Source organism: Inquilinus limosus, assembly GCF_002195995.1.
GTDB classification, from domain to species: Bacteria; Pseudomonadota; Alphaproteobacteria; order DSM-16000; family Inquilinaceae; genus Inquilinus; species Inquilinus limosus_C.
This window is the reverse complement of record NZ_NHON01000004.1, coordinates 35,426-52,555: the sequence shown is the minus strand read 5'-3', so window position 1 is coordinate 52,555 and position 17,130 is coordinate 35,426. Positions and strand designations below refer to the sequence as shown.

The 17,130-nt window shown below is 71.2% G+C and carries 15 protein-coding genes; 5 read left to right on the top strand and 10 right to left on the bottom strand.

The annotated features are described in order from the left end of the window. Window positions 1-131: 131 nt before the first annotated feature. From BWR60_RS03640 to BWR60_RS03595, 10 genes are read right to left on the bottom strand one after another with little or no spacing between them, the layout of a single operon-like run. Window positions 132-1,103 (bottom strand): ABC transporter ATP-binding protein, encoded by a 972-nt coding sequence (locus BWR60_RS03640; protein WP_088149648.1) that lies wholly within the window; start codon window positions 1,101-1,103, stop codon window positions 132-134. Continuing rightward, a complete protein-coding gene (locus BWR60_RS03635; RefSeq protein WP_088149647.1) occupies window positions 1,100-2,257 on the bottom strand; it encodes an ABC transporter ATP-binding protein in 1,158 nt (385 codons plus the stop codon). Before BWR60_RS03635 ends, BWR60_RS03640 begins: the two co-directional genes overlap by 4 nt. Beyond that, window positions 2,250-3,800 (bottom strand): gamma-glutamyltransferase, encoded by a 1,551-nt coding sequence (locus BWR60_RS03630; protein ID WP_088149646.1) that lies wholly within the window; start codon window positions 3,798-3,800, stop codon window positions 2,250-2,252. Before BWR60_RS03630 ends, BWR60_RS03635 begins: the two co-directional genes overlap by 8 nt. Continuing rightward, window positions 3,797-4,687: a polysaccharide deacetylase family protein gene (locus BWR60_RS03625; RefSeq protein ID WP_088149645.1), complete on the bottom strand. Its 891-nt coding sequence runs from the start codon at window positions 4,685-4,687 to the stop codon at window positions 3,797-3,799. The genes BWR60_RS03630 and BWR60_RS03625 overlap by 4 nt, the downstream gene beginning before the upstream one ends. Window positions 4,688-4,698: 11 nt before the next feature. Further along, window positions 4,699-5,484: an SDR family NAD(P)-dependent oxidoreductase gene (locus BWR60_RS03620; protein ID WP_088149644.1), complete on the bottom strand. Its 786-nt coding sequence runs from the start codon at window positions 5,482-5,484 to the stop codon at window positions 4,699-4,701. Between the two features lie 8 nt (window positions 5,485-5,492). Further along, window positions 5,493-6,356, bottom strand: a complete 864-nt coding sequence (locus BWR60_RS03615; protein ID WP_088149643.1) for an ABC transporter permease — start codon at window positions 6,354-6,356, stop codon at window positions 5,493-5,495. Then, window positions 6,353-7,279: an ABC transporter permease gene (locus BWR60_RS03610; protein WP_088149642.1), complete on the bottom strand. Its 927-nt coding sequence runs from the start codon at window positions 7,277-7,279 to the stop codon at window positions 6,353-6,355. The genes BWR60_RS03615 and BWR60_RS03610 overlap by 4 nt, the downstream gene beginning before the upstream one ends. A gap of 19 nt (window positions 7,280-7,298) precedes the next feature. Then, the gene (locus tag BWR60_RS03605) at window positions 7,299-8,795 is read right to left on the bottom strand and encodes an ABC transporter substrate-binding protein (RefSeq protein WP_088149641.1); all 1,497 of its coding nucleotides are present in this window, start codon (window positions 8,793-8,795) and stop codon (window positions 7,299-7,301) included. A gap of 2 nt (window positions 8,796-8,797) precedes the next feature. Further along, window positions 8,798-10,303, bottom strand: a complete 1,506-nt coding sequence (locus tag BWR60_RS03600) for an ABC transporter substrate-binding protein (RefSeq protein WP_088149640.1) — start codon at window positions 10,301-10,303, stop codon at window positions 8,798-8,800. Next, window positions 10,300-11,091 (bottom strand): GntR family transcriptional regulator, encoded by a 792-nt coding sequence (locus BWR60_RS03595; RefSeq protein WP_088149639.1) that lies wholly within the window; start codon window positions 11,089-11,091, stop codon window positions 10,300-10,302. The genes BWR60_RS03600 and BWR60_RS03595 overlap by 4 nt, the downstream gene beginning before the upstream one ends. A 172-nt stretch (window positions 11,092-11,263) precedes the next feature. On the opposite strand from BWR60_RS03595, the gene BWR60_RS03590 reads away from it, so the two are divergent. From BWR60_RS03590 to BWR60_RS03570, 5 genes are read left to right on the top strand one after another with little or no spacing between them, the layout of a single operon-like run. Next, window positions 11,264-12,316, top strand: coding sequence for a LacI family DNA-binding transcriptional regulator (locus BWR60_RS03590; protein WP_088149638.1), 1,053 nt, complete (start codon window positions 11,264-11,266; stop codon window positions 12,314-12,316). Next, a complete protein-coding gene (locus tag BWR60_RS03585; RefSeq protein ID WP_088149637.1) occupies window positions 12,313-13,926 on the top strand; it encodes an FAD-dependent oxidoreductase in 1,614 nt (537 codons plus the stop codon). Before BWR60_RS03590 ends, BWR60_RS03585 begins: the two co-directional genes overlap by 4 nt. A gap of 45 nt (window positions 13,927-13,971) precedes the next feature. Continuing rightward, window positions 13,972-15,240, top strand: a complete 1,269-nt coding sequence (locus tag BWR60_RS03580) for an ABC transporter substrate-binding protein (RefSeq protein WP_088149636.1) — start codon at window positions 13,972-13,974, stop codon at window positions 15,238-15,240. Window positions 15,241-15,260: 20 nt separating this feature from the next. After that, window positions 15,261-16,193, top strand: a complete 933-nt coding sequence (locus tag BWR60_RS03575; protein WP_088149761.1) for a carbohydrate ABC transporter permease — start codon at window positions 15,261-15,263, stop codon at window positions 16,191-16,193. After that, on the top strand, window positions 16,183-17,025 hold the full coding sequence (locus tag BWR60_RS03570; protein WP_088149635.1) for a carbohydrate ABC transporter permease: 843 nt from the start codon (window positions 16,183-16,185) through the stop codon (window positions 17,023-17,025). Before BWR60_RS03575 ends, BWR60_RS03570 begins: the two co-directional genes overlap by 11 nt. Window positions 17,026-17,130: the final 105 nt, after the last annotated feature.

Genomic DNA, 17,130 nt, shown 5'->3' with positions numbered 1-17,130 from the left:
TCGGCCGAAATGATGGAAGAGATCGCCGTCCGGAATCGTCACATCAGCGGCGCTCACACTTCCCCGAGTGCCCAGCCCGGCCCGGGGCTAACCCCCACCATGCCCCGGGCCGGGCCTTCGATCGCCCGTCGTCACCCCGCCCGCACCAGGCAGGCGGCCTCGGTGCCGCCTTCGGCCGGGCGCAGCGCCGGGCGGATGGCGGCGCAATCCTCGACCCGGATCGGGCAGCGGCTGACGAAGGGGCAGCCGGCGGGCGCCGCCAGCGGGCTCGGCAGGTCGCCGGACAGGATGATCTTGCGGCGCTGACGCTGCGCCCGCGGGTCGGGCAGCGGGATCGCCGACAGCAGGGCCTCGGTGTAAGGGTGGCGCGGCGCCGCGAAGACGGCATCGGTGTCACCCTGCTCGACGATGGTGCCGAGATACATCACCGCCACCCGGTCGGCGATGTGGCGGACCACCGACAAATCGTGGCTGATGAACAGATAGGCCAGGCCGAGCTGGTCCTGCAGCCGCACCAGCAGGTTCAGGATCTGCGAGCGGATCGAGACGTCCAGCGCCGAGACTGGTTCGTCGCACACCAGCAGCTTTGGCGACAGCGCCAAGGCGCGGGCGATCACCACCCGCTGGCGCTGCCCGCCCGACAGCTCGTTGGGGGTGCGCTGGGCGTAGCCGGCGGGCAGGCCGACCAGGTCCAGCAGCTCGGCGACCCGGCGGCGGCGTTCCGCGCCCGACGTGCCGCGGATCGCCAGCGGCTCGGCGATGCTGGCGCCGATCCGCATCTTCGGGTCCAGCGCCGCGCTGGGGTCCTGGAACACGATCTGCATGGCGCCGGCCAAGGCGCGGCGCTCGGCTGGGGCGGCGTGGGTGACGTCGCGGCCCTCGAAGGCCACGCTGCCGCGCGTCGCCCGCTCCAGCCCCAGGATGGCGTAGCCGGTGGTCGACTTGCCGCAGCCGCTTTCGCCCACCAGCGCCAGGGTGCGGCCGGCCTCGAGCTCCAGCGAGATGCCGTCCACCGCCTTGACCACGGCGCCCTTGGCCGCGCCGCCCCGGATCGGGAAATGCACCGCGAGGTCGCGGACCGAGAGGAGCGGGGCTCCGGTCATGCCAGCTCCCCTACGCGATTGCTGTGCCAGCATGCGGCCAAATGGTCTGTTGCCGGATTGGTTCGCGATGGAGAGGCCTGCTCCCCCTCACCCTCCCGTCGCTGCGCGCCGGGCCCCTCCCTCTCCCCGGGGGAGAGGGCTTCTTCACCTCTCCCCCGGGGAGAGGTCGAAATCGCGTCAGCGATTTCGGGTGAGGGGGAGGCACCGGCCTTTCCATTCATGCCGGCGTGCCGCGCCGGCTCCAGCGGCGGGGTCTCGGCGCAGCGCTCGTCGGCCAGCGGGCAGCGGGTGCGGAAGCGGCAGCCCTGCGGCCAGCTCGCCGCGTCCGGCACCGCGCCGGCGATGGTCTTCAGCTCCTCCCGCCGCGGCCCGTCGAGGCGCGGCACGGTGGCCAGCAGCAGCTTGGTGTAGGGGTGGGCGGGGGCGTCGAAGAGGGCGTCGACCGGCCCGCTCTCGACCACCGTGCCGCCATACATCACCGCCACCCGGTCGGCCATGTCGGCCACCACGCCCATATCGTGGGTGATCAGCAGGATGGCGCTGCCGGCCTCGGCCCGCAGGGTCTTCAGCAGGTCCAGGATCTGCGCCTGGATGGTGACGTCCAGCGCCGTGGTCGGCTCGTCGGCGATCAGGATCTCCGGCCGGCAGATCAGGGCCGACGCGATCATCACCCGCTGGCACATGCCGCCCGACAGCTCGAACGGGAACTGCGCGGCCCGCCGCTCCGGATCGGCGATGCCGACCCGCGCCAGCATGGCGACCGCCTCGCGACGGGCCTCGGCGGCCGAAGCGCCGCGATGCAGCCGCAGGCTTTCCGCCACCTGGTCGCCGACCCGCACCAGCGGGTTCAGCGACGCCACCGGCTCCTGGAAGATCACCGACACCCGGTTGCCGCGCAGGTCGCGCAGCGTTGCCTCGTCCAGCGCCAGCAGGTCGGTGTCGTCCATGGCCACGGTGCCGCCGGCGATGCGGGCGGCGGCGGGCAGCAGGCGCAGCACCGACAGGGCGGTCAGGCTCTTGCCGCAGCCGCTTTCGCCGACCAGGGCCAGCACCTCGCCGCGGCCGATCGACAGCGACACGCCGTCGACCACGGACCGGCCGCCGATGGCGACCCTCAAGCCGTCGATGGCGAGAAGGGGCAGCGCCTCAGGCATCGGCCGGCCCTCCGACCGCGACGCCGGACCAGGGGCTGGTCGGGTGCGCCATGCCCACCGTCTCGCCGATCGCCGGGTCGCGCGCGGCGGCGGAGGCGATGGCGAAGTTCACCGGATACAGCGTGTCCTCGACGATCTGCACCGGGAAGTCGCGCGCCACCGTGGCGGCGACGTCCGGGGCCGCGGCCGCGTTCACCTTGATGGTCGGCGTGCTGGCATCGACGCGCGGGGTGTGGAACGCCTCCTCCAGCGTCATGCCGTAATCGACAACATAGGAGATCAGCTGCAGCAGCGCCGGGAAGATCGACCGGCCGCCGGCGGCGCCGATCGCCAGCTCCGGCCGGCCGTCGCGGCCCAGGATCAGAGGGCACATATTGGCCAGCGGCTGGGCGCCCCCGGCCATCGAGTTCGGCTGGCCCGGCCGCGGATCGAACCACATCATGCCGTTGTTCATCAGGATGCCCGCCTGCGGCAGCACCACCTTCGACCCGAAGCGGGACAGGAGCGTGTTGGTCAGCGAGACCATGTTGCCCTGCGCGTCGACGACGCTGACATGGCTGGTGCAGCCGGGGTCGCGGGACAGGCCGGCATGGCCCATGCCGGTCAGGCGCCGGCGATAGGCCTCGCGCGCCGCGCGGGCATAGGCCAGCGCCGCCCGCGCATCCGGCCGGTCGCCCCAGGCGGTGCGCGGCGCCAGCAGCTCCAGCGCCGCCAGCAGGCTGGGGCCGCCGCTCAGCCCCGGCATGGCCCAGACGTCGCGGCCGCGATAGGCGCCGCGCAGCGGCTCGGCCCAGCGCGGCCGGTAGGCGGCGAGGTCGGCGGCGGTGATGCGGGACCCGGCCTCGGCCAGGTCGGCGGCCAAGTCGCGCGCGGTCTCGCCCTCGTAGAAGTCGCGGGCGCCTGCCTGCGCCAGGCGCCGCAGCATCCGCGCCTTGGCCAGCATCGGGCGGTGCTTGCCCTCGGCCGCCTTCGGCGCCTCGCCGCCGTCCAGCAGCAGCGCGGCCGTCGGCGCGAAGCGGGCCAGCGCATGCGCCTCGATCGAGAGGCAGAAGGCGGCGTACCAGTCGATCTCCAGCCCGCGCTCGGCATGGTCGATGGCCGGCGCCAGCGCCTCGGCCCAGCCGATGCTGCCGAAGCGCTCCAGCGCCTCCGCCAGACCGGCGATCGCGCCGGGGATGCAGATCGAGGGGCCGCCGATCAGGTTGCGGTCCTCGACCACCGACGGCCACTGGAACCAGTTGCCGGTGTCCGCCCCCGCCAGCGGATAGTCGGCCGGGTCCAGCGCCGCCGGGGCGCGGACGTTGAAATCCAGCGTCGAGACCGCGCCCGTGCTGCCATCGGCATGCAGCAGGAAGCCGCCGCCGCCGATGCCGGACAGCCAGGGCTCGACCACGCTCAGCACCAGCGCCGCCACCACCGCCGCATCCATGGCGTTGCCGCCGCGGGCCAGCACCGCCGCGCCGGCTTCCGCCGCGTAGCGATGCTGGGCCGCGACCAGGCCGTGGCGGCTGCGGATCTCGGTCTTGCGGCCGTCCACGGTCATGCCTTGCGCCCGAAGCGGCGCGGCTCGACCGGGCCGGGGATGTCCGACGCGGCGACGAACCGCCCGGCATTGGCAGAGCCGGCTTGATACGCCGCGACCTCGCCGACCGTTGCGATCCAGACGCCGGGCGCGGCCGTGACCTGCTCCAGCAGCCGCTCCAGCAGGCGCAGCCGCTGGGCGCGGCCGGAGATCCAGTCATGGACCGTCAGCATGAACAGGCCGTTCAGGCGGCGCAGGCCTTCCCACTCGTCCAGCCAGCCCTCCAGGATCGGGCCCGGCGCCTCGGGCGGCCACTGGTCGGTGCCGCCGCCGGAAAACTTGAAGAACACGGCGTCGTCGATCGCCCATTGCACCGGCACCTCGACCACGCCGTCGATCTCATAGGGGTGGTCCGCGCCCGCCAGCGAGCTGTCCCAGAAGCCGTGCCGGCGGATCTCGGCCAGCATGTGCGGCGTCATTTCCCAGGCCGGGGAGCGGAAGCCCTTCGGCACCGCGCCGGTCTGACGGCGGAACACCTCGATCGCCGCCTCCAGCGCGCCGGTGAACTCGGCGTCGCTGCTCTGCGCCACGATCTCGTGGAAGAAGCCGTGCAGCCCGATCTCGTGGCCGCGCTCCAGGAAGGCGGGCAGCAGCTCGGGATTGGCCTCGGCCACCGCGCCGGGGACAAAGAAGCTGCCCTTGATGCCGAAGCGGTCCAGCAGGTCCAGCAGCCGCCAGATCCCGAGGCGCGGGCCGAAGCGCCGCTGCTCCAGCTGGCCCAGCGACCGCGTCGCCTCCGGCGCCCGCTGCTGCCACAGATAGGGCGAATCCGCGTCGACATCGACGGTGAAGCAGAAGGCGCTGTCGCGGCCTTGCGGCCATTGGTAGCGCGGCCAGGGCTGGACCATCGGGGGCCTCCTTACAGCGGCGACTTCTTGGCCTGGTACACGGCCATCGACCCGATCGAGTTGCCTCCGTCGACGGTCATGGTCGACCCGGTCATGTAGGCAGCGGCGTCGCTGGCCAGGAACAGCACGGCGTTGCCGACATCCGCGGCGGAGGAGGGGCGGCCCAGAGGGATCGACCCGCTGGTGGCCTCGACATGCTCCTGGGTCAGCAGGCTGACCTTGCTGCCGGCGATGAAGCCGGGCTCGACCGCGTTGACCCGGATGCCGAACTCCGCCAGCTCCAGCGCGAAGCCTTTGGTCAGCCGGTCCAGCGCGGTCTTGGAGACGCAGTAGGGCACTACGGTCCGCCGCATCTTGCGCGACGCGCCGGAGGAGATGTTGATGATGCTGCCGGGCACCTTGGCCGCGATCATCTGCTTCGCCAGGGCGCGGCTCAACAGGAAGGGCGCGCGGACATTGACCTCGAAGATCCGGTCCCATTCCTCGACATCGATGTCGAGCAGGAAGCCGCTGGGATAGACGCCGGCATTGTTGACCAGGATGTCCGCCGTGCCCCAGCGGACCGCGACCTCGGCGGCCAGCGCCTCGATCTCCTCGGCCTTGCGCAGGTCGGCGGCGACGGTGAAGCGGTCGCCCTTCAGGTTCATCGCCAGGCGGTCGAGATCCGCCTCCGACGTGTCGGTCAGGCACAGGCTGGCGCCGGCCTCGGCGAAGGCGGCGGCGATCCAGCTGCCCACCACGCCGCAGGCGCCGGTCACCACCACGCGCTTGCCGGTCAGATCGCTGGGGATGTTCATGGGGTTCCTCATCGGCTGTGGGGGTCGAGACGGTCGCGGAGCGCGTCGCCGATCAGGTTGGCGGCGAGCACCAGCAGAAACAGGCAGAGGCCGGGGAAGGTCGCGATCCACCAGGCGGTGGCGACGTAGTTGCGGCCGGTCGACAGCATCGCGCCCCAGCTCGCGGTCGGCGGCTGCACGCCGAGGCCGAGGAAGGACAGCCCGGCCTCGAACAGCACCATCAGCCCGAACTCCAGCGTCGCGACCACGGTCACGGCGCCCAGGATGTTCGGCAGGATGTGGCGGAACAGGACGCGGAACGGACCGGCGCCCATGAAGGCGGACAGCCGGACATAGGGCCGGCCGGCGATCGCCAGCGTCTGGCCGTAGGCGACGCGGGCGTAGCGCGGCCAGCGCGTCAGGGCCAGCACCAGGATGACGTTCAAGAGGCCGGGGCCGACCACGGCGACGGTGATGATCGCCAGCAGGATGGCGGGGACCGACAGGAACACGTCGACCACCCGCATCACCACCATCTCGACCGGCCCGCGCAGATAGCCGGCGAGCATGCCGAGCACGGTGCCGATGACGCCGGAGATCAGCACCGACAGCACCGCGACCAGCAGCGAGACCCGTGCGCCCCAGACCAGCCGGCTCAGCAGGTCGCGGCCGAGCTCGTCGCTGCCCAGCAGGTAGTGGACGTTGCGGGCAACGGTGCCGGGCGGTTTCAGCCGGCCCAGCAGGTTCTGCGCGTTCGGGTCGTAGGGCGCCACCAGCGGCGCCAGGATGGCGGCCAGGGCGAACAGCGCCAGTAGGATGATGAAGGGCAGGGCGCGCCGCAGCGGGTTGCGCCTGGCGGCCGGGGCCGGAGATGTGTCGACGGCGGCGGTCATCGCGCGCTCCCTAGCCGGATGCGCGGGTCGACCGCGGTGTACAGCAGGTCGGTCAGCAGGTTCAGCGCGACGGTGACGAAGGAACCGAGCAGCACGACGCCCTGCACGATCGGGAAGTCGCGGGCCAGGATCGACTGCACCGTCAGCTGCCCCAGCCCGGGCCAGGCGAACACGGTCTCGACGATCACCGCGCCGGCCAGCAGGTTCGAGACCTCGAGGCCCGCGACCGTGATCACCGGGATCGAGGCGTTGCGGGCCAGGTGGCGCAGCAGCAGGCGGCCGGTGCCGGCGCCGCGGGCGCGGGCGGTGCGGACATAATCCTTCGACAGCTCCTCCAGCAGGGCGGTCCGCGTCACCCGGGCGAAGGTCGCCATGCTCAGCAGCCCCAGCGCCACCGACGGCATCACCAGATGGTCGATCCCGCCGGTGGAGGAGGGCGGCAGCCAGCCCAGCGTGACGGCGAAGACCAGGATCATCAGGATGCCGCTCCAGAAGGTCGGCATGCTCTGCGCCGCCAGCACCAGCCCGGCCAGGATCCGCGCGACCCAGCGGTCGCGCCACAGGGCCAGCGCCACCCCGGCCGGGATGCCGATGCCGCAGGCGACCAGCAGCGCCCCGGCGGCCAGCGCCAGGGTGTAGGGCAGGCGCGAGGCGATGATGTCGGCCACCGGCACGTTCTGCACCACCGACCGGCCGAGATCGAAGCGCGTGATCTCGCCCAGGAAGGACAGGTACTGCACCCACAGCGGCCGGTCGAAGCCCAGCGCGTGGCGCAGCGCGTCGATATCCGCCTGGGTCGCGGTGTCCGGCACCAGCAGGTAGGTCGGGTCGCCGGTCAGGCGCTGCAGGAAGAAGATCAGCGTGGCGACGCCGAAGATCGTCAGCAGCGCCTGGCCCAGGCGGCGGAGCAGGAAGGCGGTCATGCCGGGCGCTGATCCTCCCTCATTCCGACCAGGACATGCGGTTCAGGAACAGGCTCTCATTCGGCGTCGGGGTCCATTGCAGCGGCTTGGCGGCGCCGTAGATCGCCACGGTCTGGAACAGCGGCACCACCGGCAGCTCGGTGGCGATGAAGGTGCTGACCTTGCGGTAATCGGTCAGCCGCCTGTCGCTGTCCAGCGTCGACCGGGCGTCGTCCAGCCAGCCATCGACCTCCTTGTTCTCGACGATCGTCCAGGGATTGCCGGAATGGAACAGCTGGTACAGCGCCCCGTCGGCATCCTGGCAGGCGCAGGAGGACCGGCTGACGGCCAGGGTTGGGCCGCCCTGGGCGCCCTGCTGGATCAGCTTCAGGAAGGTCGGGGTATCGACCAGGTTGATGCTGGCGTCGAAGCCGACATCGGCCAGCTCCTGCTGGATCGCCTGGACCACGCGCTGGTCGAAGAACGCGCCGGTGGCAATCTCGACCTTCGGCGACCCGCCGACCTCGGCCACCAGGGCCTTGGCCTTGTCCGGGTCGAAGGGCAGGCCGGGGATGTCCTCGAACCAGCCGAAATGCGCCGGCGTCACCATCTGGCCGATCGGCTTGTCCAGCCCGCCGAGGATGCCCTGGGTGATGCCCTCCTTGTCGACGGCATAGGCCACGGCCTGGCGCAGCCGCTTGTCGTCGAAGGGCGGCTTCGTCGGGTTCAGCCGCAGATAGGCCAGCCGCTCGGTCAGGGTGTAGAGCCGCTTGCCCTTGCCCGAGGCCTCGAGCTGGCCGGCCAGGTCGGAATCGAGCGACACCGCCAGATCGGCGCTGCCGGCCTCGACATCGGCCAGCCGGGTGGCAGCGTCGGGCACGGCGCGGAACACCGCGGTCGCGAACGGGCCCTTCGTTCCCCAATAGGCATCGTTGCGGGTCAGGGTGACGGCGACGCCGCGCTGCCAGCCGTCGAATTTGTAGGGCCCGCTGCCGACCGGCTTCAGGTTGAAGGCATCGTTGCCCACCGCCTCGACCACGTGCTTCGGCACGATCGACAGCTTCACCAGCTGCGCCAGCAAAGCGGGGTAGGGGCCGGCGAGAGTCAGCACGACGCTGTGCTGCCCGGTCGCCTCGGCCTTCACGATCTTGTCGAACTGGCCCTGCTGCGGGCTGGCCAGCTTCGGGTCGATGATCCGGTTGACGCTGAAGGCGACATCCTCCGGCGTCAGCGTGCTGCCGTCATGGAAGGTGACGCCGTCGCGGATCTCGAACTCGACCCGGGTGTCGGACAGCGTCTTCCATTCCGTCGCGATCTGCGGGACGATCCCGCCCTTGTCGTCGCGGGTGACCAGGTTGTCGAAGATGTTGCGGTAGACGTAGTAGCTGTCCGGGTTCCACTGCAGTTGCGGGTCCAGCGTCGACGGCTCGTTGACCAGGTCGACCACGAACCGGTCCTTCGCCTCCGCCGTGGCCGGGAGGGCCAGGGCGAAGGCCAGCGCCGCGCCCAGCAGGGCGGGCTTGAGCGGATGTGCCATGGTCAGTCTGTCCAGGACATGCGGTTCAGGAACAGGCTCTCATTCGGCGTCGGCTGCCAGTTCAGCCCCTTGGCCGCGCCGTAGATGATCGCCGCCTGGTACAGCGGCAGGGCCGGCACCTCGGTGGCGACGATCCTGTTCACCTGGGCGTAGCGGTCCAGCCGGGTTGCCTGGTCCAGGGTCGAGCGTGCCTCGACCAGCAGGCGGTCGACCTCGGCGTTGCGGAAGTTCGACCAGCCGCTGCTGCTGTGCAGCAGGGGGAACAGCACGCCGTCGGCATCCTGGCAGGCGCAGGACCAGCGGCCGAAGGTGATGCTGGCGCCTTCCTCCGGCTTGCCCTGCGACCGCTTCAGGTAGCTGGCCATGTCGGTCATGGTGATCTTCACCTTGATCCCGACCTCGGTCAGCTGCTGCTGCACCGCCTGGACGATGCGCTGGTCGTAGACCGGGGCGGTGGACAGCTCGGCCTCCACCTTCGCCGCGTCGCCGGCCTCGGCCACCAGGGCCTTGGCCTTCTCCGGATCGTAGGGAAAGCCCTCGATGCCCTCGGTCCAGCCGACATGGGCAGGGGTCAGCAACTCCGCCACCGGCTTGTCGTAGCCGCCCAGGATGCCCTCGGTCAGGCCCTGCTTGTCGATGGCATAGGCCACGGCCTGGCGCAGCTTGAGGTTGTTGAAAGGCGGGTTCATCGGGTTCAGCCGTAGATAGGCCACGCGCTCGGTCAGCACCACCAGCGGCTTGACCTTGTCGGAGCCCTGGATCTGCGCGGCGAGGTCGCTGTCCAGCGTCACCACCAGGTCGGCGGTGCCGGCCTGCAGGTCGGCGACGCGGGTGGCGGCGTCGGGCACGGCGCGGAACACCGCGGTCTGGAACGGTCCCTTGGTGCCCCAATAGGCGTCATTGCGGGTCAGGGTGACGGCGACGCCGCGCTGCCAGCTGTCGAACTTGTAGGGCCCGCTGCCGACCGGCTTCAGGTTGAAGGCATCGTTGCCCACCGCCTCGACCACATGCTTCGGCACGATCGACAGCTTCACCAGCTGCGCCAGCAGGGCCGGGTAGGGGCCGTCGGTCTTCACCCGGACGGTGGTCGGGCCGGTCGCCTCGGCGCCGGTGATCTTGTTGAACTGGCCCAACTGCGGGCTGGCGAATTTCGGGTCGGTGATGCGGCGGATGCTGAAGGCGACATCCTCGGCCGTCAGCTTGCTGCCGTCATGGAAGGTGATGTCGTCGCGGATCTGGAACTCGATCTCGGTGTCCGAGAGGTATTTCCAGGACGTCGCCACCTGCGGGACGATCTCGCCCTTGTCGTCGCGGGTGACCAGGTTGTCGAAGATGTTGCGGTAGACGTAGTAGCTGTCCGGATTCCATTGCAGCTGCGGGTCCAGCGACGACGGCTCGTTCACCAGGTCGACGGTGAGCCGGTCCTTGGCCATGGCCGGGGCCGCCGCCAGCATCATCGCCCCGAGCGCGACACCCAGGGCCGCGCCGAGCCATCTGTTCTGCGTCATGTGATGTCCCCCTGTTGGTGCGGCCGGTGCGGACGCGCCTGTGGCGTCGTCGCATCCGGTCCGGTTTGTCGCCGCCGCCGGTCCTGCTTCGCCCCGGCCACCTCGAGCGAGGAGGGCAGGGACAGCAGGGCGGCGGTGGCGAAGTCCTGGAAGGCCGTCAGTGCGGCCGTGATCTCGTGCCGGGCCGCCGCGGCGTCGCCGGCGGCCAAGGCGGCGACCAGCGCCTCGCGCCCCGGCGGCCGGTGATGCCGCCCGGCGAGGTCGAAGAAGGCCGCGATCCGGTCCGCCTGGTTCCACGCCTCGTCCAGCCAGCGCCCGACCAGCCCGCCGGCCAGGGCCGCCAGCCGGTCCAGGATCTGGCGGTCGGCGGCGCGCAGCGTCACCAGGGCCTGGCGGTCCTCCCGCCCCTGCAGCGCCATGCCCATGCGGGTCAGCGCCGTCAGCCCGGCGGCGGCGTCGGCCGTCAGCCGCAGCTCGGCCAGGCCGGGCTCCAGCGCCTGGCGGGCGCGGATCACGTCGCCGATCAGCGCGCCGGTGACCGGTGCCACCCGCCAGCCGCGGCGCGGCTCGACCGCGACCAGCCCTTCGGCGGCCAGGGTGGTGAGGGCGGTGCGCACGGCCGCCCGGCCCAGGCCGAAGCATCGGGCCAGATCAGGTTCCGAGCAATCCGTTCCCGGCCGCAGCTCGCATTCGATCACGGCGCGGCGCAGCCGCTTCAGCGCGAAGGCCGACTTCGGCTCGGCGCCCGGCGTGCGCGCCAGGGCGAAGGGCGAGGAATGATCGTACATATCGTGAGCGTGTCATTGTACGTGACATCTCACAAGCTGAATCTGACATTTCACTTTGGATAATTGAGGAATATTTGCCGCTCCCCGGGGCCGGCGATGGGGCCAGGCAGGGTTGACCAGCCGTCCCAGATGCCGTTATCGTCGCGATAATACGTATTATCAGGGATGGACGATGTCGGGGGAGGGCGTTCGACTGACGCAGCGGGACATCGCCAGGCTGGCGGGGGTCAGCCAGGCGACGGTGTCGCTCGTGCTCAACCGGCGCGACGACGGCTCGGCCCGGATCCCGCTGGAGACGCGCGAACGGGTGCTGGAGGTGATCCGCGCCACCGGCTATGTCGCCGACCCGGCGGCGCAGAGGCTGGTCGGGCGGCGCAACCACCTGCTCGGGGTGTTCACCTATGAGCCGGTGTTCCCGACGCTGCAGGCCGATTTCTACACGCCCTTCCTGCTCGGCATCGAAGGGGCGGCGGAGCGGTTCGGCTACGACCTGCTGCTGTTCACCAGCGCGCCGGTGCAGGACGGGCGCCGCCGGATCTTCCACGAGAACAACCGGCTGCGCCTGGCCGATGGCTGCATCCTGCTGGGCCGGACGCTGGACCGGGACGAGCTGGCGCGGCTGGTGGCCGGCCGCTACCCCTTCGTCGCCATCGGCCGCCGCGAGGATGCCGGCGGCCCGGTGCCCTATGTCGGCGCCGACTACGCCACGGCCACCACGGCGCTGGTGCGGCAGGCCGCGGCGCTCGGCCACCGCCGCCTCGCCTTCATCGGCCCGGCCGCCGGCGCCGAATCCTCCGACGACCGCTGGGCCGGCTTCCGCGCCGGGGTCGAGGAGGCGGGGGCGGAGACGATCCACGAGCCCGGCCTGGGCGACGATCCGGGGGAACTGGTCGACCGGCTGCTGCGCGCCGGCGCCACCGTGGCGCTGGTCGAGGACCAGGCCGATGCGGTGGTGCTGGAGCGGGCGGCGCGCGACCGCGGCGTGGCGGTGCCGGACGACCTGTCGCTGATCGCGCTGGGCAACCCGACGCGGCCGGTCGCCAGCGAGATCGCCTTCACCTGCTTCCGCATTCCGCGCGAGGAGATGGGGCGGCAGGCGGTCGAGATCCTGACCCTGGTGATGGGCGGGCAGGAGGACGGGCGGCAGCGGCTGCTGCCCTGCGAGCTGGCCGGGGGGCAGACCCTCGGCCCGGTACCGGACAAGCGGAAGGGGCGGCGGAATTGACCCTCGAATTCGATGCGGATGTGCTGGTGGTGGGGGGCGGCCTGGGCGGCGTCGCGGCAGCGTTGGCGTCGCTCAGGTCCGGCCGCTCGGTGATCCTGACCGAGGAGTATGACTGGCTGGGCGGCCAGCTGACCAGCCAGGCGGTGCCGCCCGACGAGCATTCCTGGATCGAGCGCTTCGGCGCCACCGCCAGCTACCGGGCGCTGCGCGACGGCATCCGCGAGCACTACCGCCGGCACTATCCGCTGACCGAGGGCGCCCGGGCCTGGCGCGACCTGAACCCCGGCGCCGGCTGGGTCAGCCGGCTGTGCCACGAGCCGCGGGTCGGCCTGGCGGTGATCGAGGCGATGCTGGCGCCCTGGCGCGGCTCCGGCCGCCTCAAGGTGTTGCAGCCCTACCGGCCGGTGGCCGCGGATATCGACGGCGACCGGGTGCGCGCCATCCGGCTGGCCCATCGCGATGGCGGGCCGGACATCGTCGCCTCCGGCCGCTACGTGCTGGACGCGACCGAGACCGGGGCGCTGCTGCCGCTGACCGGCACCGAATACGTCACCGGCTTCGAATCCCGCAGCGAGACCGGGGAGCCGAGCGCGCCCTGGGCCGCCCAGCCGCTGAACATGCAGGCGGTGTCGATCTGCTTCGCCCTCGACCATGTCGACGGCAACCATGTCGGAGACCGGCCGGCGAACTACGCCTTCTGGCGCGACTACCGGCCGGAGTTCTGGGGCGGCCCGCTGCTGGGCTGGAAGTCGCCGCATCCGCGCACGCTGGAGATCGTCGGGCGCAGCTTCACCCCGAACCCGGATGACGACCCGCTGGCGGTGAATGCCGACCAGCGGCTGAACCCGGGCGACGGCAACCTCTGGACCTTCCGGCGCATCGCCGCCCGCCGCAACTTCACCGGCGGCGCCTATGGTAGCGACATCACCCTCGTGAACTGGCCGATGATCGACTATTTCGAGGGGCCGGTGTTCGAGGTGCCGGAGGCGGAGGCGCAGCGCCATTTGGCCGGCGCGGCCGAGCTGTCGCGCTGCGTCCTGTACTGGCTGCAGACCGAGGCGCCGCGGCCGGACGGCGGCACGGGCTTCCCGGGCCTCAGGCTGCGCAGCGATGTCACCGGCACGCTCGACGGCCTGGCCCAGGCGCCCTACATCCGCGAATCCCGCCGCATCCGGGCCGAGTACACGGTGGTGGAGCAGGATCTGTCGCTGGCGGTGCGCGGCGCGCGCGGGGCCATGCGCTACCGCGACTCGGTCGGCGTCGGCATGTACCGGATCGACCTGCACCCCTCGACCGGCGGCGACAACTACATCGATGTCGGGTCCTGCCCGTTCGAGATCCCGCTCGGCGCCCTGCTGCCGCGGCGGATCGAGAACCTGCTGCCGGCCGGCAAGGCGATCGGCACCACCCACATCACCAATGGCTGCTACCGGCTGCACCCGGTGGAATGGAACATCGGCGAGGTGGCGGGCCATCTCGCCGCCTGGTGCCTGCAGCACGACCTGCCGCCGCGCGCGGTGCGGGCCCGGCCGGACCGGCTGGCCGCCTTCCAGGCGCGGCTGGAGGGGCAGGGGGTCGAGCTGCACTGGCCGGAGGTCGTCGGCTACTGACCGGCGGCCGGAGAACCGTTCGAACAAACAACAGGGGAGGATGCCATGATGCTCGGACGCCGCATCTTTGCCGCCGCCGCGGCCGGCCTGCTGGCCGCCGCGGCCCTCGGCGGCCCAGCCCGTGCGGAGGGCGTCGCCCTCCGTATGACGGTCTGGACAGGCAACAAGGCCCATCTGCAACTGCTGGACGGCATCGCCGCCGCCTACCGCAAGGCCCATCCGGAGGTGGCGTCGATCACCTTCGAGACGCTGCCCTTCGACGGCTACACCACGGCGCTGACCACCCAGATCGCCGGCGGCAACGCCCCGGACCTGGCCTGGATCTTCGAGAATTCGGCGCCGGATTTCGTCTCCTCCGGCGTGCTGCTGCCGCTGCAGGATGTGCTGCGGGCGACGCCGGGCTACGGCTATGACGACCTCCTGCCCAGCGCCACCGCGCTGTGGCGCCGCGACGACGCGCTCTACGCCTATCCGCTCTCGACCTCGCCCTTCGGCGTCTTCGTCAATCTCGACCTGATGAAGCAGGCGGGGGTGAAGCCGCCGGCGGAGCGGATCGCGGCCGGGGAGTGGAGCTGGGACAACGCCGTCGCCGATGCCGCCGCGGTCCATGCCAAGACCGGCAAGGCCGGGCTGGTGGTGCGCGATTTCGACTACAAGCTGTGGGACAACCTGGCCACCGTGTGGAACGGCTGGGGCGCGGCACCCTGGAGCGCCGACGGCAAGGCCTGCGGCTTCGACCAGCCGGCGATGGCGGAAGCGATGCGCTTCCTGCACAAGGCGGTGTTCACCGACCAGGCCATGCCCGGCCCGGGCGCGCCGGCCGATTTCTTCGCCGGCGACGCCGCCATGACCATCACCCAGATCAGCCGCGCGGCCCTGCTGAAGGACGGCGCCTTCGCCTGGGACCTGGTGCCGCTGCCCAAGGGGCCGGCCGGCGAATATGCCGTGATCGGCCAGGCCGGCATCGGCGTGTTCAAGGCCGGGGCCAACGCGCAGGCCGCGGCGTCCTTCCTGGCCTTCCTGACAAATCCGGAGAATTCGGCCAGGCTGGCGCAGTTCTTCCCGCCGCCGCGCAAGAGCCAGCTCGTCGTCGACCTGCTGGCCAAGGCCAACCCGATGCTGAAGCCGGCGCAGATCCAGGCGGTGGTGGTGCGCGGCATCGAGATCGGGGCGGTGAAGCCCAGCCACACCGGCAATGCCCAGATCGCCCAGGTGGTGCGGGCCGGGCTGGATGCGCTGTGGCAGCCCGACGCCGATATCGACGCGGCGCTGAAGGCGGTGTGCGGCCGGATCCGGCCGCTGCTGGCGCGCTGACGATGGCGCGGACCTCCACCATGACGGCCGGCCCCGCCGACACCGTGGAGGCCGCCGCCCCGCGGGCGCCGTTCTGGACGCTGCGCCGCCGCGACGCCCTGGCCGGCTATCTCTTCGTCGCGCCGCAGCTGCTGGGTGTCGCGCTGTTCGTGCTGATGCCGCTGGCGCTGGTCGGCTGGTACAGCCTGCACGAATGGAATGTCCTGGCCGGCAGCTTCGACTATGTCGGCGACGGCAACTACCGGGCGCTGCTGGAGGACCCGGATCTGCCGGGCGTGCTCGGCGCCACCGCCCTGTTCTCGGCCGGGCTGGTGGTGCTGAATCTCAGCCTGGCGCTGCTGCTGGCGGTGCTGCTGAACCAGCGGCTGCACGGCATGACGGTGTTCCGGGCGCTGTTCTTCTCGCCTGTCGTGGTGTCGCTGGTGGCCTGGACCATCGTCTGGGGCTTCCTGTTGCAGAAGGATGGCGGCATCAACGGCATCCTGGCGGTCTTCGGCGTCACCGGGCCCAACTGGCTGCGCGGCGAGGCCACGGCGATGCTGTCGGTGATCGTGGTCCAGGTGTTCAAGAATGTCGGGCTGAACATGGTGCTGTTCCTGGCGGCGCTGCAGACCGTGCCGCGCGACTTGTACGAGGCGGCGCGGATCGAGGGCGCCGGCCGCTTCGCCCAGTTCCGCCGCATCACCCTGCCGCTGATCAGCCCGACCATCCTCCTGACCTCGATCATCACCATCGTCGGGTCGCTGCAGGTCTTCGCCCAGATCGCGGTGCTGACCCAGGGCGGGCCGGGGATCTCGACCACCGTGCTGGTCTATTACCTCTACCAGCAGGCCTTCCAGTTCCACGCCTTCGGCTATGGCTCGGCGCTCGCCGTGCTGCTGTTCGCCATCGTCGCGGTGCTGACCTTCGCGCAGTGGCAGCTGCGCCGGCGCTGGGTGTTCCATGAAAGCTGAGCTCACCCCCCGCGCGCGGCTGGCGATCTACGGGCTGATGTGCGTGCTGGCCATCCCCTTCGTCTTCCCGACCTGGTGGATGGTCACCTCCTCCTTCAAGCCGGTGCAGGAGATCTTCGCGTTTCCGCCGGCTTTGCTGCCGCGCAGCCTCGACCTCGACGCCTATGCCCAGGTGTTCGCGCTGCAGCCCTTCGCCCTGCAGTATTGGAACAGCCTGTACATCGCCGCAGTGGTGACGATCGGCACGATGGCGGTGGCCTCGCTGGCCGGCTACGCCTTCGCCCGGATCCGCTTCCCGGGCCAGAACCTGGTGTTCATGGTGGTGCTGCTGGCGCTGCTGGTGCCCAGCGAGGTGACGATCGTGCCGCTGTTCCGCTTCTTCCTGGGGCTCGGCTTGGTCAACACCCACTGGCCGCTGATCCTGGTGCCGATCCTCGGCGCGCCCTGCGTGCTGGCGACCTTCATCATGCGCCAGTTCTTCATCACCCTGCCGCCGGAGCTGGAGGAGGCGGGGCGGATCGACGGGCTCGGCCGGTTCGGGCTGTTCTGGCGCATCGCCCTGCCACTGGCCCGCCCGGCGCTGGGCGCCGTCGCCATCTTCACTTTCCTGCACAGCTGGAACCTGTATCTCGAGCCGATCGTCTACCTGTCCTCGACCGACAAGTTCACCCTGCCGCAGGCGCTGACCCAGTATGTGGACGCCTATGGCGGCCCGATGTGGAACGTCCAGCTGGCGGCGGTGACGCTGACCGCGCTGCCGGTGCTGATCGTTTTCGTCATCGCCCAGCGCCAGTTCATCGAGGGGTTGGCGCATACTGGGCTGAAGGGCTGAGGTCGGCCCTCGATACACCCTCACCGTCATGGCGAGCCCCGCAGGGGCGTGGCCATCCAGGGCCGCTCGCACCGGCCCCTGGATGGCCACGTCGGCTTCGCCTCC

What these genes read in the sequence shown, in the direction of transcription:
- BWR60_RS03640 (WP_088149648.1), bottom strand. Translation starts at nt 1,103, where the DNA reads ATGACCGGAGCCCCGCTCCTCTCGGTCCGCGACCTCGCGGTGCATTTC.
- BWR60_RS03635 (WP_088149647.1), bottom strand. Translation starts at nt 2,257, where the DNA reads ATGCCTGAGGCGCTGCCCCTTCTCGCCATCGACGGCTTGAGGGTCGCC.
- BWR60_RS03630 (WP_088149646.1), bottom strand. Translation starts at nt 3,800, where the DNA reads ATGACCGTGGACGGCCGCAAGACCGAGATCCGCAGCCGCCACGGCCTG.
- BWR60_RS03625 (WP_088149645.1), bottom strand. Translation starts at nt 4,687, where the DNA reads ATGGTCCAGCCCTGGCCGCGCTACCAATGGCCGCAAGGCCGCGACAGC.
- BWR60_RS03620 (WP_088149644.1), bottom strand. Translation starts at nt 5,484, where the DNA reads ATGAACATCCCCAGCGATCTGACCGGCAAGCGCGTGGTGGTGACCGGC.
- BWR60_RS03615 (WP_088149643.1), bottom strand. Translation starts at nt 6,356, where the DNA reads ATGACCGCCGCCGTCGACACATCTCCGGCCCCGGCCGCCAGGCGCAAC.
- BWR60_RS03610 (WP_088149642.1), bottom strand. Translation starts at nt 7,279, where the DNA reads ATGACCGCCTTCCTGCTCCGCCGCCTGGGCCAGGCGCTGCTGACGATC.
- BWR60_RS03605 (WP_088149641.1), bottom strand. Translation starts at nt 8,795, where the DNA reads ATGGCACATCCGCTCAAGCCCGCCCTGCTGGGCGCGGCGCTGGCCTTC.
- BWR60_RS03600 (WP_088149640.1), bottom strand. Translation starts at nt 10,303, where the DNA reads ATGACGCAGAACAGATGGCTCGGCGCGGCCCTGGGTGTCGCGCTCGGG.
- BWR60_RS03595 (WP_088149639.1), bottom strand. Translation starts at nt 11,091, where the DNA reads ATGTACGATCATTCCTCGCCCTTCGCCCTGGCGCGCACGCCGGGCGCC.
- BWR60_RS03590 (WP_088149638.1), top strand. Translation starts at nt 11,264, where the DNA reads ATGTCGGGGGAGGGCGTTCGACTGACGCAGCGGGACATCGCCAGGCTG.
- BWR60_RS03580 (WP_088149636.1), top strand. Translation starts at nt 13,972, where the DNA reads ATGATGCTCGGACGCCGCATCTTTGCCGCCGCCGCGGCCGGCCTGCTG.
- BWR60_RS03575 (WP_088149761.1), top strand. Translation starts at nt 15,261, where the DNA reads ATGACGGCCGGCCCCGCCGACACCGTGGAGGCCGCCGCCCCGCGGGCG.
- BWR60_RS03570 (WP_088149635.1), top strand. Translation starts at nt 16,183, where the DNA reads ATGAAAGCTGAGCTCACCCCCCGCGCGCGGCTGGCGATCTACGGGCTG.